The organism is Gordonia sp. SL306, assembly GCF_026625785.1.
GTDB lineage: Bacteria > Actinomycetota > Actinomycetes > Mycobacteriales > Mycobacteriaceae > Gordonia.
Map to the genome: position 1 here is coordinate 648,816 of NZ_CP113063.1, position 21,454 is coordinate 670,269.

Genomic DNA, 21,454 nt, shown 5'->3' on the forward strand with positions numbered 1-21,454 from the left:
ATGAGCATCAATCTCGAACTCCCCAAGAAGCTGGGCGCGACGATCGACCAGGCCCACCAGGCGGCCGCGGAGATCTTCCGGCCGATCTCACGCAAGTACGACCTGCGCGAGCACGAATATCCCGTCGAACTCGACACCCTCGCGAGCCTCTACGACGGTCTCGCCGAGGCCGGGCAGGCCGGTGCGGGCGCGGACGGCGGTCGCAGCCAGAAGAAGTCGGACCGGCCGAAGCCCGAGGGCGCGGTGGTCAACGGCGGCAACATGCAGTCGGTGATCAACACGATGGAAACCTCATGGGGCGACGTCGGCTTGATGCTGACCATCCCCTATCAGGGGCTGGGCAACGCGGCGATCGCCGCCGTCGCGACCGACGAGCAGCTGAAGAACTTCGGCAAGGTGTGGGCCGCGATGGCGATCACCGAGCCCAGCTTCGGTTCGGACTCGGCTGCCGTGTCCACCACCGCAACCCCCGACGGCGACGACTACGTCCTCAACGGCGAGAAGATCTTCGTCACCGCGGGTTCGCGCGCCACGCACATCGTGGTGTGGGCGTCGGTCGACAAGAGCCTGGGCCGTGCCGCCATCAAGAGCTTCGTGGTGCCGCGCGAACATCCGGGCGTCGAGGTCGTCCGCCTCGAACACAAGCTCGGCATCCGCGTCTCCGACACCGCGGTCATCCGCTTCGAGAACTGCCGCATCCCCAAGGACAACCTGCTGGGGTCGCCGGAGGTGGACACCAAGAAGGGCTTCGGCGGCGTCATGCAGACCTTCGACAACACGCGACCGATGGTCGCGGGTATGGCCGTGGGCGTCGCCCGCGCCGCGCTCGAAGAGCTGCGGCGCATCCTGGAAGAGGCCGGCATCGAGATCGACTACGACCGCCCGGCCGCCGACCAGCACGCCGCCGCCGCCGAGTTCATCCGGATGGAAAGCGATTTCGAGGCGTCGTATCTGCACACGATGCGAGCCGCATGGATGGCCGACAACAAGGAGCCGAACTCCCTCGAGGCCTCGATGTCCAAGGCGAAGGCCGGGCGCACCGGGACCGACATCACCAACAAGGTGGTGGAATTGACCGGCACGCTGGGATATTCGGAACGACTGCTGGTGGAGAAGTGGGCCCGTGACTCGAAGATCCTGGACATCTTCGAAGGTACCCAGCAGATCCAGAACCTGATCATCGCGCGCCGCGTGCTCAACAAGAGCAGTACCGAGCTGAAGTAGTCGGGCTCACCGCACCGTCCATCCGCCGGTCGAGTAGGCGCGAACGAAGTGAGTGTCGTATCGAGACCAACTCTCACACGAGGGCTGGTCTCGATACGCCTCCTCGCTACGCTCGTCGCCTACTCGACCGACGAAGCCAAGCGGTCGCCTACTCGACCGACGGCTCACCACCCGGCCGGTTGGGCATCATCAGATCGCCCATGCCAGCACTAATCCCAACCCGCACGCCAGCGAACTCAACAGCAACGACCCGATCGCATATACCGCCGCCGCCCCGGTCCGACGCTGTTCTGCCAGCCGGACCGTCTCGAAACTGGCCGTACTGAAAGTCGTGTAACCACCGCAGAATCCGGTCCCGACGACCGTCTGCCATCCCGTCGGAGCGGAGTGGAACATGACCAGACCGGCCAAGAACCCCAGCAGCAGCGAACCGCTCACGTTGATGATGAACGTCGCCCAGGGGAAGGTCGTCGGCCGCCACTGTTTGATCGCGCCGTCCAGGACGAAACGGGCCACCGCACCCACAGCGCCGGCGAGCATCACCGCGACCACCATCACGACACGTCACCGCCCCGAGGCAACAGCTTGCCCGCCACCGCGATCCCGAGCCATGCACAGATCAGCCCGACGATCACCGTCGTCACCCCGTAACCGACGGCGACCAGCGGCGCGCCGCGGTGCGTGAGCAACGACGCCTCGAGCGCGAAAGTGCTGTAGGTGGTGAAGGAACCGCAGAAGCCGGTACCGGCGAGGAGCCGCGTGCGGCGGCGCCATCCGTCGTCGTCACCGGCGAGCACCAGGCCTTCGAGTAGCGCACCGAGGAGGAACGCGCCCAGCACGTTGACCAGGAATGTGCCCCACGGCCACCCGGTCCCCTCCGCCGGCAGCAACTGCTCGACCCCGTAGCGCAGACCCGTCCCGGCCATACCACCGGCAAAGACCCAGGCAAGCGCGCCAACCCGCAGGTGCAGTGGGCGGACCACATCTGGATCGAGGGGGAGCTCGGCGTGCGGATCGTCCGGACGTGAACGATCCGAGGAGTGATCTGAACCCATGCAGCAGCCCTATCCGTCAATCGGAACAGGAACCATCAGCCGACAGCGGCGGTTCGGGCATCGACGGCTGCGGCCGTCAACCCGGGCGAGATCCATCACCCATCGACACCCTATACCCGCCGAGCTCACGTGACGACCACGTACAACACGATCAGATAGATCGGCACGATCACGTCGAAGAAGAAGATCGGCCCGGCGTTGCCTGCTGCGAAGTTGCGGTGTACCACCATCTCTCGCACGTGGCCCACAGCCGCCCCGAGATAGAACACCGCGAAGGCGATGATCGTGGCCAGCCAGAACTCGGTGCCGAATGCCGAGGCGATCACGCCGAGGACACCTGTCGCGAGACTCGCCAGTCCCACCTCCCACTGCCAGGGCGTCTTCGCCGGCCAGCCGATGGACTCGGCGATCGGCTCGCCGAAGAACATGTGCCCGAAGCCGGTCATCCATCCCTGCACGCCGATCATCCAGAGAATCGAATTCGCCAGGAGGTCGGCGCCGAGATCGCCACCCGCAGTGGCTGCGTCGATGGCGGTGGACACGACCGTGCCGATCAGACCCACGAACGGGATGACCCGGATCGACAGCCTCAGCGCCCTGTCGAGGCCGGTACCCGCGTCGACGTCGGCCACCGCCGTCAGCCGCCCAGTTGCTTCGCCAGATCCGCCAGCACGTCGGCATCCTCGATGGTCGAGGGCACCGTGTAGTGCTCGTGGTCGGCGATCTGACGCATCGTCTTGCGCAGGATCTTGCCCGACCGGGTCTTCGGCAGGGCCGGCACGATCGTGACGTCGCGGAAAGTGGCAACGGCGCCGATCTCGTCACGCACCATGGCGACCAGTTCGTCCCGCAACGTGTCCGGTTCGATCTCGACTCCCGCCTTGAGGACCACGTAACCGCTCGGACGCTGCCCCTTGAGGTCGTCGTGGATGCCGATCACCGCGCACTCCGCGACCGCCGGGTGCGACGCGACCACGGCCTCGATGCTGCCGGTGGACAGGCGATGTCCGGCGACATTGATGACGTCGTCGGAACGCCCGAGCACGAAGACGTAGCCGTCGGCATCCACATAGCCGGAATCGCCTGTCAGGTAATAACCCTCGAACGCGGACAGGTACGAGGCACGGAACCGCTCCTCGTCGTGCCACAGGCCGGCCAACGTGCCCGGCGGAAGGGGCAGTTCGATGACGATGTTCCCCTCCTCCCCCGCCGCGAGCTGCGTGCCCTCGGCATCGACGACCCCGATGCGGTAGCCCGGCACCGGCACGGTCGGCGATCCGGCCTTCAGTGGCATCGGTTCCAGCCCACGGAGATTCGCCGCGATCGCCCAGCCCGTCTCCGTCTGCCACCAATGGTCGACGACGGGAACCCCGAGCACGCGGGTGGCCCACCCGAAGGTATCCGGGTCCAGCCGCTCGCCTGCTGCGAACAGTGTTCGCAGAGAGGATGTGTCGTACCGCGCGAGTTCGGCCGCGTCCGGATCCGCCTTGCGGATGGCACGGATCGCGGTCGGTGCGGTGAACAGTGCGCGGACACCGTGATCGGCGATGACCCGCCAGAATGCCCCGGCGTCGGGCGTCCCGACCGGCTTGCCCTCGTACATCACCGTCGTCGCACCGATCAGCAACGGCCCGTAGACGATATAGGAGTGCCCGACCACCCAGCCGACGTCCGACGCCGTCCACCACACGTCGCCCGGCTCGATACCGTAGATGTTGCCCATCGACCAGGTGAGTGCGACGGCATGGCCACCGTTGTCGCGGACCACTCCCTTGGGCTTCCCGGTGGTCCCCGACGTGTACAGGATGTAGAGCGGGTCCGTCGCAAACACCGTCGCCGGACCCACCGGGCGCGCATCGGCCATCGCCGCGTCCCAGTCGAGCCAGCCGTCGTGATCGGCTGCGCTGCCGGTGATCTCGGGCCGACTCTTGACAACGATCGTCGCCGGCGGAGACGAGGCCAGTTCGACGGCGCGAGCCACCATCGGCAGATACGGAACCGATCGACCTGGTTCCAGGCCACCGGACGCGGTGACGATCGCGACAGGTTCGGCGTCGTCGATGCGGCTCGCCAACTCGGGTGCCGCGAAGCCGCCGAACACCACCGAGTGCACCGCCCCGATCCGGGCACACGCGAGCATCGCGATCGCGGCCTCCGGGATCATCGGCATGTAGATCACCACCCGATCACCCGCGGCCACGCCATTCGCCGCGAGAACCCCGGCAAACCGCGACACCTCGTCGAGCAGTTGGGCGTAGCTGAACGTCCGGGTCGCGCCGATCATCGCCGAATCCCAGATCAGTGCGGTGCGATCTCCGTGCCCGGCCTCGACGTGGCGATCCAAGGCGTTGTAGGACGTGTTCAGTGTCCCGTCGGGAAACCAGCGGTAGAACGGCGCAGCGGAATCGTCGAGCGCCGTGGTGGGCGGGGAGACCCAATCCACGCCCTCGGCCGCCGTCAGCCAGAATCTCTCCCGGTCATCACTCGCCTGTGCGAACGCCTCGCTGTATCGACCCATCGTCGCCCCTCTCACTCGCGCACCGTGCATCACACCGATGGGTGCCGCACATCGCTACGAGCGTAGCCATGTGACCGTTGCCGCGATGTCGGTTCCCGGCTTCGGGCAGACGCGGCTGTCGGCGGCCGATGCGGCGCCCGACGCTCGTCAGTCCAGGTACTTCTCGACGACGTCCGCGGGCCGTACCGAGGCGTCGTCGGGGTCGGCACCGGCGTCGCGCTTGGCCTGCCGTTGACGCAGCAGATCCCAGCACTGGTCGAGCGACACCTCGACCTCGCGGAGCCGACTGTTCTCTTCGTCGCGGGAGATCTCACCCCGCCCCATCCTGTCGCGCAGGTCGCGCTCCTCGGCGATCAGGTCGGTGATGTGCCCATGGATCGTCTTGTCGGTGGCCATACCCCCACGGTAGACCCGGCCACCGGCTTCCGGCGCGGGATCAGGTGGACGTGTCCGCCTCCCCCACTGCCGAATCCAATGCGGTGACAAACCGTCGGACGACGTCGAGTTCGGCCTCGGAGAACTCGTCCACGACACCCAGCGCGCGCTCGATCAGTGGGCCGAAGAACTCCCATCCCAGCTCTCGCGCCCGATCCGTGACGGTCAGCCTGACCCGTCGACGATCGCCCGGAACACGCTCGCGAGCAACGAGATCCGCGCGTTCCAAGCGGTCGACGAGTGCGGTCACAGACGCGCTGTTGAGCTGGAGTTGCGAGCCAAGCTCGCCGGGGCTCGCGGCACGCCCGTCCCGTTCGGCATCGAGGAGTGCGATGAGCGCGCGCACATCCGTCGGGTGCATTCGATTCCGGCCGGCGAACGACGCACCGAGGAGGTCGAGTCGGATGGTGAGCGCGCGGATCCGGTGGATGAGATCGAGTTCCGGCCGCTCGACATCTGTCATCCCCACGCCTCCCGCGATATCTTGATCATCAAGATAGTTGATCACCGAGGAGAATTTCGTGTCCCGAGCAGATCTGGCCGCCTTTGCTTCCACCCCGGATGGTGTTGCGTTCTTCGGCGCCTACGATCGGCTGTTGGACCGATGGCCGTCCGGGACGGTGACAGTCGACCTTCCGGGACGATTCGGTAGCACCCGGGTCACACGTGCGGCCCCGCCGATGCGCCACCGCTCCTTCTGCTGCACGGCGGCGGCGCGACCGCCATGGCGTGGACGTCGGTCGTCGACGATCTCGGGCGAGATCACCACGTGATCGCGCCCGACCTCGTCGGCCAGCCGGGCCGCAGTCGCAATGGCGGCGAGCGGCTCCGGTCGCCCGCCGACCTCGGCGAGTGGATCCACAGCGTTCTATCCGGCGTCGGCGTCGGCGTCGACGCCGGCCAGGTCGATGTCGTCGGACATTCGTATGGCGCGATGATCGCGTTGGCCCACGCACTGCGTGAGCCGGCAGCAATCGGCAGGTTGGTCCTTCTCGATCCGAACTCGTGCTTCGCCGGCATGAGTCCGCGGTATCTGATGCGTGCGCTGCCACTGCTCGTACACCCGACCGAGGAGCGCGAGCGGCGGTTGGTGTCGTGGGAGACGGATCATGCGTCGCTCGATCCGGAATGGCTCACGCTGATCACGAAAGGCGCGGCGTTCCCGGCGTCGCGCGCGGTGGTGCCGCGCCGTCCGAGTGGTGAACTGCTGTCACGACTGGCCGGCCACCCGGTCACCGTCGTGCTCGCACCGGGCAGCAAGGTGCACCATCCTGCCCGGATCGCCGATCGCGTCGGCGCATTGCTGCCGTCGGCATCGGTCGTGATGCTCTCGTCCGGCACCCATCACACGCTGCCCATGGCTCCTGCGGACGAACTCGGTCGGGTCCTATCCGATTCGCTTGGCTGACGCCCGGGACGCCCGTGACACCAGGCGGTGCGGCGGGATCAGTACTGAGAGATCAGTACAGCCACTTGCGGAAATTGGCCTCCGCAAACCCTTCTTCTAGCTCTGCCTCGTCGAGTTCCGGCATCAGCGTCTTGGTGATCTTCGCCGTGCTGGGCAGCGCTTCCGGTCGCCAGGTGTCGGGACACCAGAGATCCGATCGCAGGAACGCCTTGGAGCAGTGGAAGAAGATCTCTTCGATGTCGATCTCGACCGCCAGGATCGGCCGCCGGTCCTTCACGGCGAGCCGGTCGAAGTAGTCCCCGTCGTCGACGATCCGAGCCGAGCCGTTGATCCGCAGCGTGTCCCCGCGACCCGGGATCACTGCGATGGTCCCGATGTGCGGATTCTGCAGGATGTTGAGGTAGCCGTCGACCCGCCGATTGCCGGGACGTTCCGGGATGGCGATCCGCGTCTCGCCGATCACATGCACCACCTTGCCGGGCGGATCCCCCTTCGGGGACACATCGAGTCCACCGGATGCATCAGACGTCGCGAGGAACACGATCGGGGTCGCCGCCAGCCAGTCGATGTGGACCTGATGCAGCGACGACCGGACCTTGGTCACGACGGTCTCGTGCGGATGGCCGACTATCCCGCGCAGTTGCTCCTCGGTGGTGATCTCCACGGCACCCATGGTCTCACCACGCCGTGCACCCGACGAAATCCTGTCCGCACGCGTGCGGACAGGTGCGTCACGTCGACGCCCGGCGACGGCGCGCCGAGGCCACCATCACGACGCCGAGAACCGCCCATACCAGCAGGACCGCGATGGTCAGGCCCCATCCGAATGGGCGATCGAGGATGGTCGAATTGACCGGCCGCTCGCCCGCCGGGCGTGGTGCGAGCACCGGCAAAGCGAGCAGGACCAGCAAGTTCGTATATGCCAGCGCGACCAACACGGGGGTGCACCATGCGGGTGGGAGTGCGCGGCGCGTGGTCGCGGCGACGAGCAGACACAGCGGGGCGAAGACCAAGTCGTGGGCCAGGAGCCCAGCCGCCAGCCACAGCACGATCGAGAGTTGATCGCCTGAGGAGAACGACCAGATCAACATCAGCCCGCGGACGACGAGCACGCACCCGGTCAGCACCAGACCGATCCGGAACATCCGCATCACCATCACGACACCTCGATCCTGCCGACCCACTTCGTCTGCATGACGCCCGGCAGATTCGGGGCGATGAGCCGGACCGGGAAGCCGTGGTCGATGTCGAGGTCGGCACCGTGCAGGCGCAGGGCGAGCAGTGTGCGGGGATCGGCCGCGTGGGAGGACGGCACCATGCTGACCGCGTACGGCCCTCGCTCCAGCGAGATCACCCGCACCGGCGCGCCGACGGTCCCGCCGACCGCCCGGACCAGGTCACGCAGGCGCACCCCCGACCACACTGCGTCCGCACTCCAGCCCTCGACGCAGGTGATCGGTAGCGACTCCGTGTGTTGCGGCAGGGCGCGGAGGGCAGCCAGATCCCAGGAGACGTCGCCGGCCGGGCCGGAGGCCGCGAGACGGTAGGAGTCGGCGGTGGCGGCCATGGTCACCTGCGCCTGCTCGGCGGTGCGATTCACCGGGAGTCCCTGCGGACCGGCACCGCTACGGGGCGCGAACACCGCGACGCGCCGGAGTGCGGGCACGGTCTGCCCGGCGAAGGCAGCCACCGCCACCGCGACGGCGCCTCCGGCCCCCAACAGGACCGTACGACGGTCGATGCCACCGGGCCTTCGTCGCGCGGTGTCGTCGACCGCCCGTTCGCGCTCGGCCTCACCCAGTGCGACGCGGATGATCGGCAGCTTCACCGCGATATGCACCAGCAGTGCCCCGATCACGATGTAGGCCATCGCGTGGTGGGTCGTCGTGAAGAAGAAGCGCCATGGATACCACTGGGCGATGTTGAGCAGGCCGGTCAGCAGTTGGAAGATGCTCGCCGACACCAGCACCGCGATCGACAGCCGCTCGATGAGACGCACCGGCGATCCGATGAGTGGCCCCTCGAAGAGCTTGCGGTAGACCACTCCGAGTTTGATCAGCAGCAGAGGTATCGCGGCGATCCCGGAGAGGACGTGAACTCCCTGTGTGGTGCGGTACAGCCACACCGGCGTCGACTGCCAGGCGAACCACCCCGGCGGATGCTGAATCCAGTTACTAAACAGCCCGGTCACGAAACAGATCGCGAAGCAGGTGGCCAGCGCGAGTCCCACGCGGGTGGCGCGAAATCGCCGTTCGCCTTCCGCTTCGTCCGTCTCGACCGCCGAGTTCATCGCGAGACCAGTTCCGCCACTTCGCGTTCAGCGATCCGACGAATCGATCGGACCTCGAGCGCACCCTGGTGCGCCGCGTCCTCGAGCCCCAGGACACCCAGCCGCGCCCAGGGGAACCAGGGGCCGACTGACCCGCCCGACTCCAGCCGGACGGTCTGGTGGTCGACGTGTTCCACGTCGGGATCGAGTTCCACGTGGACCACCCCCGCGGGAGCGATCAAGGTGGCGGCTCGTCGCAGCACCCTGGTCGGGTCCCCGCCGATGCCGATGTTTCCGTCCATCACCAGCACGTTCTGCCAGCGGCCCTCGCCGGGAAGCCTGTCGAAGATGTTGCGGCAGAGCGCGACCGCTCCCCGACGTCGCGTCTCTGCGACCGCCGCACGGGAATGATCCACGCCCAGCGCGACCCGGTCCCGGGCCGTCAGCGCCGCGACGAAACGTCCCGGACCGCAGCCGAGATCGATGGTGGTACCCGGACACCGTGAGACCAGCTCCTCGTCGAACATCCGATCACCCGGATCCGTCGACTCACCACGCCACCGTGACACCGGCAGCCGATCCAGTGTGCCATCGGCATGCCTGAGGAAACACGCATCGGCACGCAGCATCAGATCGTGTGTCGGTGGCACGTCGGACGGACCTGGCAGGCCTATCGGGTCGTGGTCGGGCGCGGCCGTCATCAGGCGCTCACACCGAACGGGTGAAGCGTCCGCACTGCGATCGCGAATGCGCTCTGCGGCACACAGAGTCCGGCCACCGCCGCGACGTCGTCGGGCCGATCGACATCGACGAGGGTACGCAGTGGTCGCACCAGCAGCCCGTCGCGACGAAGCCCGTATTCGGTACCGGCGCAGGTGTCCGGGGTGGACATCGGGACGTCGGGCAGGACATCCGCTCCGCGTGCACCGACGAGTCCCAATGCCCACCAGCCTCCGTCGACGGCGGGCCCGAGGACGGCGGTCCCCGAACGCAAAAGACCCAGGCCCGTCCGGAGATCGTGCGCCGTCACCTGCGGTGTGTCCATGCCGATCTGCAGCACCCGGTCGACGCCGAGGGCGACCGCGTCGACGTGGGTGTTGCGGAGGCGCTGCCCGAAGGTGTCGCCGCGCTGGCCGATCACCGTGCAGTGACGCAGCAGATCCGCGAGTTCGGCGGGCCGGGCACCGTGCGCCGGTTCGCCGACCATCGCGACGATGACCTCCGCGCCGGTCGTGCAGGCCGTTCGGACGGTGTCGACGAGCGCGGCCGCGGCGAGGTCGGCGGCCGCCCGCGGACCGAATCTCGGGATGAGTCGGGTTTTCGCCGCACCCGGAATCGGTGCCTTGGCCACGATGAGCACGGCGTCGGTGTTGCTGATGGCCGACGGTCTCATGACAAGGCCGCCAGGAAGTCCCGGCCCGCCTGCACCGATCCGGCGATGGAGCCGGACACCTTGGAGCGTCCTGCGGTTCGCGGCGTGTAGGTGACCGCACACTCGGACACCCGCAGGCCGGATCGTGCTGCGCGCACGAGCAGTTCGACCGGGTATCCCGAGCGCCGATCCTCGATCCCGAGGGCCAGCAGTCGCTCGCGCTCGATCGCCCGCATGGGACCGATGTCGTTGACCGGCAATCCGTATCGTCGACGGAGCCACCATGCGACGGCGGCCGACCCGGCACGCGCATGGGCAGGCCACGCCTCGGGCCCGGTGGGTCGACGCCGGCCGACGGCCAGATCGGCCCCCGCGCCCAGCCGGTCGACCAGGCCGGGCAGCTCAGCCGGCGACATCGACCCGTCTCCGTCGATGGTGCAGACGATAGGTCGCTGCGCCGCCAGTACCCCGGCATGAACGGCCGATCCGTATCCGGGCCGCGGTTCGACGATCACCCGCACACCGAGCTCGGCCACCACGTCCGCCGTGCCGTCGGTGGAACCGTTGTCCACCACGATCGCCTCGAACCCATTCGGAATCCCTTCCAGGACAGAGACGATCGCCCCGCGCTCGTTTCGGCAGGGAATGATGACGGATACGTCGACATCGCTCATGAATCCCCACGCTATGAGCGGTTGCCGCCGGTGAACAGGGTTCGGGCGGTGACGGAAGTGTGACGTCGCGTCCGGACCCCTGTCGTCGCGCCACCCCCGCTCCTACGGTGGGTCATGTGAGGTCACCGACGGCACCCCCCGACACCCCTGTGCACACCGCAGAACCCGTGCACCGCCGCGGCATCGTGCGCAGCGACGTCGTGTGGGTCTCTGTCGCCATCGCACTGGTGGTCGCGGCTGTCGTCGTACCGATCACCATGGGCGACGCATTGCGGGGCCGGATCTTCGCCGGGGCCGCACCGCTGTTCGGGCAATGGAGCCCGCACGTCGGTCCGGGTTCGATCCCCGCCGTCCTGATCGCTGCCGCCGCGGTGATGCTGTTGCCCGGCTGGGCATCTCGACTCCGGTGGAGGACCCTCACGATCACCGTGTGGGTCACCGCCGTGCTGTGGTCGCTGAGCCTGGCGTTGATCGACGGATGGCAGCGCGGCATCGCCGGACGACTCGTCCGTCCCGACGAGTATCTGTCGGAAGTGCCGGGCGTGCACAGTATCCCGGGCATGCTCGCGACATTCTCGGGTCGCATCCTCGACTTTCAGCCGGACTCCTGGACCACCCACGTGTCGGGTCATCCACCCGGGGCGCTCATCACCTTCGTGTGGCTCGACCGGCTCGGTCTCGGCGGCGGCGGCTGGGCGGGGATCTGGTGTGTGCTGACCGGATGCAGCGCCCTCGTCGCGGTGATGGTCACGCTCCGGAATCTCGGTGCGGAGGACTGGGCACGCCGGTGTGCGCCGTTCCTGGCGCTGTTTCCCGGTCTCGTCTGGGTGGGGGTGTCCGCCGACGGATACTTCATGGCGGTGGCGGCGTGGGGTGTCGCATTCGTCGCGATGGCGACGGACCGTCACGGTGTCGGCGCAGCCGTTGCCGGCCTTCTCGGCGGTGTGTTCCTCGGGTTCTCGATCTTCCTCAACTACGGGCTCGTGCTGATCGGATTCGTCGTGCTGGCCGTGCTGATCTCGGCCCGTACGGCACGGCCGCTGCTCCTTGCCGTGCCCGCCGCCCTCGCGGTCGTCGGCGCCTTCCGTGCCTTCGGGTTCTGGTGGTTCGACGGTTATCGACTGGTGGTCGACCGCTATTACCAGGGCATCGCCTCGATCCGGCCGTTCGCGTATTGGGGGTGGGCGAACATCGCTGCCACCCTGTTTGCCGTCGGTCCCGCCGTGCCCGCCGGGCTCGGCCGGATCTTCGGATCGCGGATGTGGCGTCATCCCGTCGTGCTGCTCTCCCTCGCCGGCCTGGTGGCCATCCTCGTGGCCGACCTGAGTGCGTTGAGCAAGGCCGAGACCGAACGGATCTGGCTGGGCTTCAGCCTGTGGACCATGGTGAGCACGGCGCTGCTCCCCGTCGGCCGGCAGCGCGTGTGGCTGTGCGCCCAGGTGGCCGTCGCCCTCGCGGTCAATCATCTTGTGTTGACGTACTGGTGAGACGGGTGTGGGCTGACGTCATGCAGATTCTCGTCGCCGACGACGACCCCGTGGTGGCCGACGTGGTCCGGCGCTACCTCGAACGCGACGGTATGCACGTCATGGTGGTGGGGTCGGGTCGGCAGGCCCTCGACGAACTCGAGCGGAATCGGGTCGATCTGGCGATCCTGGACGTGATGATGCCCGACGGCGACGGGATCGACGTCTGCCGCCGCATCCGCTCCGGCGTTCATGCAGACCTGCCGGTCATCATGCTGACGGCCCTCGGGGAGGCCGAGGACCGGGTGCTCGGCCTCGAGTCGGGTGCCGACGATTACGTCGCGAAGCCGTTCAGCCCGCGCGAGCTGAGCCTGCGCGTCCAGTCGGTGCTGCGTCGCGCGAGCGCGGCCACGGCGGAATCGACGGCCGGCCAGTTGTCCGATGGCGGGGTGTCCGTCGACCTCGCGGCCCGTGAGGTACTGGTGGCCGGCCATCCGGTGTCCACCACCAAACGCGAGTTCGATCTGCTCACCTTCTTCCTCGGTCACGTCGACACGGTGTTCTCCCGGGACGAATTGCTGGAGCGGGTGTGGGGCTGGCGGTTCGGGGATCTGTCCACCGTGACGGTGCACGTCAAGCGGCTGCGTGCCAAGCTCGGCGGCGCGTCGCGGATCGAGACGGTGTGGGGTCGTGGATACCGGTGGTCATGCCGGGCCGATGGCGACGCGTGAGGTTCCGTACATGAGTGCCGACCGATGAATTCCGAGATCGTACGAATCCTGTTGCTGGCGTTGGCCTGGACTGCGCCGGTGGTGTTGGCGGGCGCCCTGTTGCTGGTCGCCATGCGGCGTGCCTCGCTGCTGATCAGCATGGTGTTGATGGTGCTCATCCCGATGGCGGCGACTTTCGTCGGCGTGTTCGGCGTCAGCGGCATGATGTTCACCGGCGACATCTGGCGGACCGCCGCCGTGCTGGCGGCGGTCGCGTTGGTGACCATTCCGGCGGCCCTGTGGCTGGGGCGGTTTCAGGCCAGGCGCACCGTCTGGGAACGTCACATGCGCGAGCAGGAACGCGCCGCGGAACGCTCCCGCCGTGAACTGATCGCCTGGGTCAGCCACGATCTGCGTACGCCGCTTGCCGACATCAAGGCGTTGGCGGAGGCTTTGAGCGACCATGTGGTCACCGATCCCGGCGAGGTGGCGTCCTTCGCGACGCAGATCGACCGACACACCGTTCGGCTGGCCCGCATGGTCGACGACCTGTTCGAGATGGCGCGGATCAACGCCGGGGCGCTGACACTGGACATGGAGGCCATCGACCTGCGCGAGGTGGTCGACGAGGTGACCGGCGCGACAAGCACTCTCGCTCAGCGAGCCGAGGTGGCCGTGCGCGTGACCTGCCCCGACGTTGCGGTCACAGTCAACGGCAGCGCCTCGGCGCTGTCGCGGATCCTCACCAACCTGATCGTGAACGCGGTGGCGCACACGCCGCCGGGCGGTGCGATCGACGTCGCGCTCGGCAGCTCGCAACGAGCCGCGTGGATACGGGTCGACGACACAGGCGTCGGCATCCCGGAGAACGACCTGGAACGGATCTTCGAGACCTCCTATCGGGGCAGCCCGTCGCGCACGCCCTCGGCCATCGACGGGGTGCCCGCCGGCGCCGGGCTCGGGTTGGCCATCGCTCAGGGCCTTGTCGACGCCCACTCGGGGTCGATCGTCGCGTCCAACCTCGACTCCGGGAGCCGGTTCGAGGTGACCTTGCCGCTCATCCCGGCCGGTGCCTGACCCGCCGAGCTGCGCAGCGGTTCGGAGGCGAAGCGCGCGATCCCCACGTCCGGCGGGATCGCGGCCCGAAAGCCGATGTGCTCCTGGGCCCGTCGAGGATCGGCGACGACGTGACGGACGTCGCCGAGCCGGAATCCGCCGGTGGTCTCGGGTGCCGGACCGTGGGCCGCCTCGGAGAGCAGACGCGCCACGGTCCCGATCGAGATCGGGGTTCCCGAACAGACGTTGAGCGCCTGGAAACCGTCGGTATCCGTTGCTTCGATCGCACAGCGATTGGCCTGTGCAACGTCGTCGACGTGCACGAAGTCGCGCATCTGGCCGCCGTCCTCGAACACCAGCGGGGCGAGGCCTGCGGCCAGCCGCGACCGGAACACCGATGCCACACCGGCATACGGGGTGTCCCGGGGCATCCAGGGCCCGTACACGTTGTGGTAGCGCAGGGCGATGACCGATCCACCGGTCTGCTCCGACCAGGCGCGCGCATAGTGTTCCTGCGCGCATTTGCTGGCGGCATAGGAGGTGCTCGGCGCGAACGGTGTGCCCTCGTCGGTGAGGGTCCAGCGCAACGGCTGCCCGTCGCGGAGATGCTCGAACATTCCCGCGCGCAGATCCTCTGGCCTGCGATCGCCGACCGGGTGGACCGGCCTGCCGTCGGCATCCAGAAAGCGCCCCGCACCGTAGACCACCATCGACGACGCCAACACGAGTCGCGCACAACCGGCCTCGAACATCGCGGCCAGCAGTCGAGCCGTGCCCCAGTCGTTCTCGCGGGCGTAGCGGGGTGCATCCGATGCGTCCACACCGGCTCCGACCATCGCCGCCTGATGGCACACCACGTCCACGCCGTCGAGCAGCGTGATCATCGCTTCGTGGTCGGCGACATCGACGCGGTGCACGCCGTCGGGAAGCTCCGCATCCACCGGGTGCGCGGCAGGGATCAGCGCGTCCACCCCAACCACCTCGTGATCGGCCGCCCGCAAGACTTCGGCGATCCGCCAGCCGATGAAGCCCGCGGCACCGGTCACCAGCACGCGGCTCATCGCGCACCAGCCGTCGGCCGAACGTCGAGCCCGGCGCCGAACAGCGAGTCCACGTCGTGCTCGGCTGCACCACAATCACATTCGGCGCCTGCGTCGATGGACTCGATCGCGGCCCGGATCACCTCGACGAGACGAGGCAGACTCCTCGCGAACTCGGCGAACACCTGGGCGGCCGTGACCCCCGTACCCGACTCGATGCCTGCATCGAGGTCGGTGACCAGACACGCAGCCGAGTAGCACAACTTCAGTTCGCGGGCGAGCACCGCCTCGGGCTGTCCGGTCATGTTGATCAGCGAAGCACCTTCGGTTGCATACCACCGACTCTCGGCCCGGGTGGAGAACCTTGGGCCCTCGATGACGACCATCGTCCCGCCGTCGATCACGTCGTCGGAGGCCGATGCGAGCGATCGCCGGAGACCCGGACAGTACGGGTCGGCGAACTGCACGTGCACCGGGCCGTCGGGCCGCTGGGCGCCGGCCCAGATCTCGGGCCGATCGAAGAAGGTCTGCGCCCGCTGCGTGGTGCGGTCGATCAGCTGATCCGGGACCACGATGGTCCCGGGTCCGTGGTCGGGGCGGAGCCCACCCACCGCGCACGCACCGATCACACGCCGGACGCCCAGTGCCCGCAACGCCCAGAGATTGGCACGGTAGGGAATCCGGTGCGGCAGGTATTCGTGATGTGCACCGTGCCGCGGGAGGAACACCAGACGTCTCTCATCGACCGTGGCGACCCGCAGTGGCGCGGATGGAGGACCGAAGGGAGTATCCACCTCCGTCTCGATCACGGTGTCGTCGTCGGAGAAGAACCGGTACAGGCCGGTGCCACCGATGATGCCGATGGCGGGTGCGGAATCATCCGTCGCGCTGTGCATGCCTTCGATGGTGCGCGCCTGCGAGGCGCGACGTCACCCCTGTGACCGATCGGTCACGGTTTCGTCATGATGCCCGCCGGGGGCCAAAGGTCAGCGTCGGACCGGGAAAGCGAGAACCCCCGCCCGGGTGTCCCGGGCGGGGGTTCTCGTGTTGGTAGCGGGGACAGGATTTGAACCTGCGACCTCTGGGTTATGAGCCCAGCGAGCTACCGAGCTGCTCCACCCCGCGTTGGTGAATACAACGTTACACACCCGTTCCGACCAGATGCAAATCGCCTTCGATATAGGGCGCCACCTGCGACGATGGTGTGATCGCCGACACGTCGGCGCACCCGGCCATCATCGCGGGCGGACTCCCATCAGCGCCGCCAACTGCTGTGCCAGCGGGTTGAGATCCAACCGCTCGGGATCCTTCTTCGGGGTGCTGTCCCATGGCTGTGTCGACTCCGGATTCGCCAACGCCGCGCGAGCCGCTCCGCGCACCCCGGTCGGGTTGCCGACCGGCACCGAACACTTCGCGTTTGTGTTGAACGGGAAATCGTCGTAATGGATGTCGAACGACGGATCCTTACGCTTCATCTCCCGGATCATCGCGTCGGTGCCCTCATAACCCCGCGTACACGCCGGCGGGTTGTTCGTCTCCAACACCACGCCGAAATGAATCTGACCATCACCCGGCGCGGTGGCATGACTACTCGCCGAAAGCTGGGACAGCATTGCCAGAGAAGGACGGATCGCAAACGACGTCGGCGCGACGGTGCGCACCGTTCCGGCCAGTTGCCGGACAACCGTGGAGATGTCACCACCGCTGCGCCGCAACAACTCCGAGATCTGCGTCGCCGACGCCGTACCCGTCGTCAACAACCGACGCAGATCCGGATCCGACGACGCCAACGTCGCCGTGATCAAATCCAAATTATGCGACCACGACAAAATCGCATCCGACTGGTCGGCTTGTGTTGCCAGCACCACATTCGAGTTCTGAATCAACGAAATCGTCTCATCCAACGAGTCATAACCCGACCGCGACAACTTCGACAACGAATCCACCAACCGCGTCAGATTCTCACCCTGACCGTTGAACGCCTTACCCAACTCCGTGATCACCGTATGCAGATCATCCACCGGAATCGACGACGTGAAATCAATCGCCGACGACACCACATCCTCCAACGGCGGCGGCACCGACGACTTCGTGATCACCGACCCATCCGACAAAAACGGCCCCTCCGACGACGTCGGCTGCAAATCCACGAACTGCTCACCGATCGCCGACCGATTCGCCACCACCGCCGTCGCCGACGCCGGAATCTCCGGACCCCCCGAGTTCAGCTCCAACGCCACATCCACACCCGACTTGGTCAACGTCAACTTCCCGACCCGACCCACCGGCACACCCTGATACGTCACCTCGGCATTGGTGAAAATGCCACCAGAATCCTTCATCGACGCCGTCACCGTGTAGACACCGAGACCGACGGCATGCTCCAGGTGGACATACCGAAACCCCGCATAGGCGGTGGCGACCAAGCCCAGGACCACCACGACGGCAATCTGCATGCGCGCCAACCGAGAAAGTGGTGGCATGAACGAGACCGCCTTCCCCGACGAACAATGGCGCCGGCCAGCGCCGTCGTCACCTTACTGACGAGTCAGTCCGTCGGACAGACGTTCGTGGCGCATCCCCGGCCCGGTTTCGGCGATGACCGCCGTCACGTACGGCGATGAACAGGGCCACAGTCACCCGGCCACCGTGAGCACTGACGAGCACAGTCGCGATTGAGCACAAAACCCGCTCCGAACTGCGTAAACGAAGCGTCCTCACAATCAGCCTGTGACACACATCACAGGAGCGTATCCTGGCGGTACGTCAACCGAAGGAGGAGAAATGATGGCTACTCATCATCTGCCCCATCACGAGAGCCACGGAAACCATCCGATGAGTGTCGTCGGGTATGTGCTGGTTCTCGGCGGTTTCGCTTCGGCCGCGCTCTGGCTCGTGTCGATGGCAGGCGGCCACGTCGCAGCGGCCATCTTGTTCGGCCTGTTGATGATCGGTGCGTTCGCCGTCGCCGCATCGATCTTCCTGTCTCTCAATCATCGCCACCATCACAGCCCGGTGCTACCCGACGACACCGAGCGGGAACTCGATCGGTACATGCACCGATATCGCGAGTGATCCACTGACATCCGCCGACGAAATGGCGGGGCGCACCAGAGAATTCTGGTGCGCCCCGCCATTTTCCGATTCGAGCGGCAGTGATCAGCCTCCCGACGGCAGTGATTCGTACTGCGACACCGCCTGGTTCAGCTGATCGAGCGCCTCGCCGTAGGCCTTGAAATCACCCTTCACCTGCGCGTCCTTCAGCGCGGTGAGCGCGGAGCCGATCGCCTGGACCGCAGCGTCGCGCTCCGGCGACTGCCCCTGCTGAGGCGACGGGTTCGCCGACGCGGCATTCGCGGACTGTGAGGGTTGGGCACTCGCACCGCCTTCGACAGCCGGACCACTCTCCGGGTCGGTCACCGCCGCGGGATTGATGCCCACCTGGCGCAGCGCCTCCGAAACCGTGGCCGCGTAACCGACGCGGGCACCGTCGCTGGCCGCGTTGTAGTAGACCAGCACGCGATAGAGCTTGGGAATCGCCGAGTCGTCGGTCTTCGACTGGGTGTACATCGGCTCGACATACAGAATCCCATTGCGGCCCACCGGTAGCGTCAGCAGATTGCCGTAAGTCACCCGGGTGGTGTCCTCGACCTGTTTACGATCCGAGGCGACCGGGCCGGCGCTCTTCATGTTCTCCTGCGCCTGCTGCGGGCCGACGGTCTGTTTGGCCGTGGGCAATGTCTTCACCGTGATCCGGCCGTAGTCCCGCGGGTCGGACGACGCCGTCATGTAGGCGGCCAGGTTCCGGGTGTTCAGACCTGTCATCACCGTCGTCAGCTGGAACTGCGACTCCGTGCCGTTGGGAGCGGCAGCGGTGAAGTAGTACGGCGGCTGATTCAGCCCCTGCTGCACGGCCTGGTCCTTGCTCGGATCCGCGGGAATCGACCAGAAGTTGTTGCTGCGGAAGAAGGTCTCCGGATCGGACACGTGGTACTTGGCGAGAAGGGCGCGCTGAATCTTGAACAGGTCCTCCGGGTACCGGAAATGCGAGAGCAGATCCGGATCCTTGTCGAGCTCGGCGCGCGACTTGACCGTTCCCGGGAACACCTTCATCCACGTCTTCAACACGGGGTCGGAGGTGTCGAACTGATAGAGGTCCACCTTGCCCGTGTAGGCGTCGACAGTGGCCTTCACGGAGTTGCGCGCGTAGGAGATCTGACGGTTGACCTGGGTCCGACCGGTCTGCCCCTGATTGAGCTCCTGCGCATCAGACGTCGCACCCTGCAGTGACATCCGCTGCGCATACGGGTAGGTGTCGAGCGTGGTGTACCCGTCGACGACCCACTTGATCGATCCGTCGGCCATCACGGCGGGATAGGTCTTGGAGTCGAGCGTCAGCCAGGGAGCGACCTTCTTCACACGGTCCCGCGGATCGCGGTCGTAGATGATCTTGGAGTTCTTGTTGATCGCGCCCGAGAGCAGGATGTTGCGCTCGGTGTACTTCACCGAGTACAGGAAACGGTTGAACCAGTTCCCCAGCGAGACACCGGAATCGGCGGTGTAGGTGTAGTTCTTGCCGTCCTCGTCGTACTCCCGGTCGCCGTTGTCCGAGCCGACGATGGCGTAGTCGGGGTTCACCTTGGCGATGAGCTCACCGAAATAGATGCGCGGCTGTTTGACCTTGATGGGCGCGGTCTGCTGATAGTCCTTCGACCGGATCGTCTCGAGGTCGCTGACCTTGAACACCGGCAGACCACCCCGGTCGCTGTCGCTATCGGACGACGCCTCGTCGACGGTGTTGGCCGGCGCTGCGATGAATCCGTTGCCGTGGGTGAACACGGTGTGCTTGTTGATCCAGTTCTGCTGGTTCTCGCCGTACTTCGACGGATCGAGCTCACGGGCCGCGACCACGTAGTCGCGCTCCTGTCCGTCGACCTTGTAGCGGTCGACCGCGAGCTGCGCGGGGAAACCATAGAAGTTCTTGAGGAACTGTCGCTGATTGAAGGCCGGCGCGATGACGTTCGGATCCAGAATCCGGATGTTCGACAACGTCGCCGAATCACTGTTGACCGCCACCGGATCCGCCGGGGTCTCGGTCCAGTTCTGTTCGTAGGTGACGTCGTCCTTGTCACGTATCTTGTACGCCTGTTTGGTGGCCGTCAGGTTGCGCGCGATGTACTCCGATTCCTTCTGCGCGGCGTTCGGCTTGACCGAGAACTGCTCCATCGCCAGTGGCCACCCCACCCCGATGACCAGGGCCGACAGCAACATGAGTGCGGTGGCGAGCGCCGGCACCCGGAGGTCGCGCAACACCACGCCCGCGAAGAACGCCAGGGCGCAGATGATCGCGATGGCCATCAGGATCAACTTCGACGGCAGCACCGCGTTGATGTCGGTGTAGCTGGCGCCGGTGAAGATCTCCTGTTTGCGCTGGCTCGACAGCAACGAATAGCGGTCGAACCAGTACGCGACAGCCTTGAGCAGCAGGAAGATTCCCGCAAGCGTGGCGAGCTGCACACGCGCCGCGGTGGTCATCGACGGCTTCGTCCCGCCACCGCCGAGGCGGAGCCCGCCGAACAGGTAATGGGTGATCAGGTTGGCCAGGAACGAGATCACCAGGATGACGAACAGCAGGTTGAGCACGAGGCGGTAGAACGGCAGATCGAACGCATAGAAGCTGACGTCGAGCCCGAACTGGGCGTCCTTGACGCCGAAGCTCTCACCGTGCAGGAAGGTCTGGACCGTCGCCCAGGAACCCTGGGTCACCAGGCCGGCGAGCAGGCCGATCAAGGCCGACGGCACAATCGCGAACCAGCGCGTCCGTCCCATCACGGTGGCCCGATAACGAGCCAGCGGATCGTTCGGCCCCGAGGCCGGCACGAAGACCGGCCGGGATCGATAGGCCATCGCGATGGCCCCGAATACGACCAGACCGACCACCACGGCCGTGACGAGGAACAACACGACGCGTGTCCACACGATCGTGGAGAACACCCGGGTGTATCCGAGATCGGAGAACCACAGCCAGTCGGTGGCGAGTCCCACCAAGCGTGGCCCGATCAGCAGCAGCACGAGGACGGCGACACCGATCCCGATGGCGATCTTGCTCCTGCGCGACAGTGTCGGCATCCCTGCCGGCCCGCGTACGCCCACCTACCCACACTCCAAAGTTCTCATTTCGGGCATCGGCCCGACCCGTACGAAGCCCGCAGGGCTCGTGTTCGTCC

The 21,454-nt window shown here is 66.7% G+C and carries 23 protein-coding genes, 1 tRNA gene and 1 riboswitch; of the genes, 7 read left to right on the plus strand and 17 right to left on the minus strand.

Annotated features, from left to right (window positions below):
- Complete coding sequence (locus OVA31_RS03120; RefSeq protein WP_267629660.1) at positions 1 to 1,224, plus strand: acyl-CoA dehydrogenase family protein; 1,224 nt, start codon at positions 1 to 3, stop codon at positions 1,222 to 1,224.
- A 189-nt stretch (positions 1,225 to 1,413) separates the two neighbouring features.
- Here OVA31_RS03120 and crcB read toward each other — a convergent pair whose 3' ends face one another.
- From crcB to OVA31_RS03150, 6 genes are all read right to left on the minus strand, one after another.
- Positions 1,414 to 1,779: a fluoride efflux transporter CrcB gene (gene crcB / locus OVA31_RS03125; RefSeq protein WP_420714134.1), complete on the minus strand. Its 366-nt coding sequence runs from the start codon at positions 1,777 to 1,779 to the stop codon at positions 1,414 to 1,416.
- Positions 1,779 to 2,279 (minus strand): fluoride efflux transporter FluC, encoded by a 501-nt coding sequence (locus OVA31_RS03130; protein WP_267629662.1) that lies wholly within the window; start codon positions 2,277 to 2,279, stop codon positions 1,779 to 1,781. Before OVA31_RS03130 ends, crcB begins: the two co-directional genes overlap by 1 nt.
- Before the next feature lie 19 nt (positions 2,280 to 2,298).
- Positions 2,299 to 2,388: riboswitch (Fluoride riboswitch) on the minus strand.
- Positions 2,389 to 2,404: 16 nt separating this feature from the next.
- Positions 2,405 to 2,911 (minus strand): DUF6790 family protein, encoded by a 507-nt coding sequence (locus OVA31_RS03135; protein WP_267629663.1) that lies wholly within the window; start codon positions 2,909 to 2,911, stop codon positions 2,405 to 2,407.
- 5 nt (positions 2,912 to 2,916) lie between these two features.
- Positions 2,917 to 4,797 carry a propionyl-CoA synthetase gene (locus OVA31_RS03140; protein WP_267629664.1) on the minus strand — a complete coding sequence of 627 codons (1,881 nt, stop codon included), beginning with the start codon at positions 4,795 to 4,797 and terminating at the stop codon, positions 2,917 to 2,919.
- 147 nt (positions 4,798 to 4,944) lie between these two features.
- Positions 4,945 to 5,193 carry a DUF2630 family protein gene (locus OVA31_RS03145; protein WP_267629665.1) on the minus strand — a complete coding sequence of 83 codons (249 nt, stop codon included), beginning with the start codon at positions 5,191 to 5,193 and terminating at the stop codon, positions 4,945 to 4,947.
- A 40-nt stretch (positions 5,194 to 5,233) separates the two neighbouring features.
- The gene (locus OVA31_RS03150; RefSeq protein WP_267629666.1) at positions 5,234 to 5,695 is read right to left on the minus strand and encodes a MarR family winged helix-turn-helix transcriptional regulator; all 462 of its coding nucleotides are present in this window, start codon (positions 5,693 to 5,695) and stop codon (positions 5,234 to 5,236) included.
- A gap of 58 nt (positions 5,696 to 5,753) precedes the next feature.
- Here OVA31_RS03150 and OVA31_RS03155 point away from each other — a divergent pair, with 58 nt between their 5' ends.
- Together OVA31_RS03155 and OVA31_RS03160 are read left to right on the plus strand one after the other, a co-directional pair.
- Positions 5,754 to 6,005 (plus strand): hypothetical protein, encoded by a 252-nt coding sequence (locus tag OVA31_RS03155; protein ID WP_267629667.1) that lies wholly within the window; start codon positions 5,754 to 5,756, stop codon positions 6,003 to 6,005.
- Positions 5,957 to 6,640, plus strand: coding sequence for an alpha/beta fold hydrolase (locus OVA31_RS03160; protein WP_267629668.1), 684 nt, complete (start codon positions 5,957 to 5,959; stop codon positions 6,638 to 6,640). The genes OVA31_RS03155 and OVA31_RS03160 overlap by 49 nt, the downstream gene beginning before the upstream one ends.
- 52 nt (positions 6,641 to 6,692) lie before the next feature.
- On the opposite strand, the gene OVA31_RS03165 is transcribed toward OVA31_RS03160, so the two are convergent.
- From OVA31_RS03165 to OVA31_RS03190, 6 genes are all read right to left on the minus strand, one after another.
- Positions 6,693 to 7,304, minus strand: a complete 612-nt coding sequence (locus tag OVA31_RS03165; protein WP_267631384.1) for an MSMEG_1061 family FMN-dependent PPOX-type flavoprotein — start codon at positions 7,302 to 7,304, stop codon at positions 6,693 to 6,695.
- 67 nt (positions 7,305 to 7,371) lie between these two features.
- Entirely contained in the window at positions 7,372 to 7,797 is a 426-nt protein-coding gene (locus tag OVA31_RS03170) for a hypothetical protein (protein WP_267629669.1), read from the minus strand.
- Complete coding sequence (locus tag OVA31_RS03175; RefSeq protein WP_267629670.1) at positions 7,797 to 8,930, minus strand: molybdopterin-dependent oxidoreductase; 1,134 nt, start codon at positions 8,928 to 8,930, stop codon at positions 7,797 to 7,799. Before OVA31_RS03175 ends, OVA31_RS03170 begins: the two co-directional genes overlap by 1 nt.
- The gene (locus OVA31_RS03180; RefSeq protein ID WP_267629671.1) at positions 8,927 to 9,610 is read right to left on the minus strand and encodes a class I SAM-dependent methyltransferase; all 684 of its coding nucleotides are present in this window, start codon (positions 9,608 to 9,610) and stop codon (positions 8,927 to 8,929) included. Before OVA31_RS03180 ends, OVA31_RS03175 begins: the two co-directional genes overlap by 4 nt.
- A complete protein-coding gene (locus OVA31_RS03185) occupies positions 9,610 to 10,302 on the minus strand; it encodes a TIGR04282 family arsenosugar biosynthesis glycosyltransferase (protein ID WP_267629672.1) in 693 nt (230 codons plus the stop codon). Before OVA31_RS03185 ends, OVA31_RS03180 begins: the two co-directional genes overlap by 1 nt.
- Positions 10,299 to 10,955, minus strand: a complete 657-nt coding sequence (locus OVA31_RS03190) for a glycosyltransferase family 2 protein (RefSeq protein WP_267629673.1) — start codon at positions 10,953 to 10,955, stop codon at positions 10,299 to 10,301. The genes OVA31_RS03185 and OVA31_RS03190 overlap by 4 nt, the downstream gene beginning before the upstream one ends.
- Positions 10,956 to 11,071: 116 nt before the next feature.
- Between OVA31_RS03190 and OVA31_RS03195 the strand changes: the two genes are divergently transcribed.
- The 3 genes from OVA31_RS03195 to OVA31_RS03205 are packed head-to-tail and all read left to right on the plus strand — an operon-like array spanning position 11,072 to position 14,208.
- The gene (locus OVA31_RS03195) at positions 11,072 to 12,442 is read left to right on the plus strand and encodes a hypothetical protein (RefSeq protein ID WP_267629674.1); all 1,371 of its coding nucleotides are present in this window, start codon (positions 11,072 to 11,074) and stop codon (positions 12,440 to 12,442) included.
- A gap of 20 nt (positions 12,443 to 12,462) precedes the next feature.
- Positions 12,463 to 13,152, plus strand: a complete 690-nt coding sequence (locus tag OVA31_RS03200; protein ID WP_267629675.1) for a response regulator transcription factor — start codon at positions 12,463 to 12,465, stop codon at positions 13,150 to 13,152.
- A gap of 24 nt (positions 13,153 to 13,176) precedes the next feature.
- Complete coding sequence (locus OVA31_RS03205) at positions 13,177 to 14,208, plus strand: sensor histidine kinase (RefSeq protein WP_267629676.1); 1,032 nt, start codon at positions 13,177 to 13,179, stop codon at positions 14,206 to 14,208.
- On the opposite strand, the gene OVA31_RS03210 is transcribed toward OVA31_RS03205, so the two are convergent.
- From OVA31_RS03210 to OVA31_RS03225, 4 genes are all read right to left on the minus strand, one after another.
- The gene (locus OVA31_RS03210) at positions 14,106 to 15,248 is read right to left on the minus strand and encodes an NAD-dependent epimerase/dehydratase family protein (protein ID WP_267629677.1); all 1,143 of its coding nucleotides are present in this window, start codon (positions 15,246 to 15,248) and stop codon (positions 14,106 to 14,108) included. The genes OVA31_RS03205 and OVA31_RS03210 overlap by 103 nt on opposite strands.
- Entirely contained in the window at positions 15,245 to 16,123 is an 879-nt protein-coding gene (locus OVA31_RS03215; protein WP_267629678.1) for an S-methyl-5'-thioadenosine phosphorylase, read from the minus strand. The genes OVA31_RS03210 and OVA31_RS03215 overlap by 4 nt, the downstream gene beginning before the upstream one ends.
- A 152-nt stretch (positions 16,124 to 16,275) precedes the next feature.
- Positions 16,276 to 16,352: transfer RNA gene (locus OVA31_RS03220), tRNA-Met, on the minus strand.
- 110 nt (positions 16,353 to 16,462) lie between these two features.
- Positions 16,463 to 17,710, minus strand: a complete 1,248-nt coding sequence (locus OVA31_RS03225; RefSeq protein ID WP_267629679.1) for an MCE family protein — start codon at positions 17,708 to 17,710, stop codon at positions 16,463 to 16,465.
- Positions 17,711 to 18,014: 304 nt separating this feature from the next.
- Here OVA31_RS03225 and OVA31_RS03230 point away from each other — a divergent pair, with 304 nt between their 5' ends.
- Positions 18,015 to 18,302 carry a hypothetical protein gene (locus tag OVA31_RS03230; protein ID WP_267631385.1) on the plus strand — a complete coding sequence of 96 codons (288 nt, stop codon included), beginning with the start codon at positions 18,015 to 18,017 and terminating at the stop codon, positions 18,300 to 18,302.
- Positions 18,303 to 18,386: 84 nt separating this feature from the next.
- Here OVA31_RS03230 and OVA31_RS03235 read toward each other — a convergent pair whose 3' ends face one another.
- Positions 18,387 to 21,380, minus strand: a complete 2,994-nt coding sequence (locus OVA31_RS03235; protein ID WP_267629680.1) for a UPF0182 family protein — start codon at positions 21,378 to 21,380, stop codon at positions 18,387 to 18,389.
- Between the last annotated feature and the right edge of the window lie 74 nt (positions 21,381 to 21,454).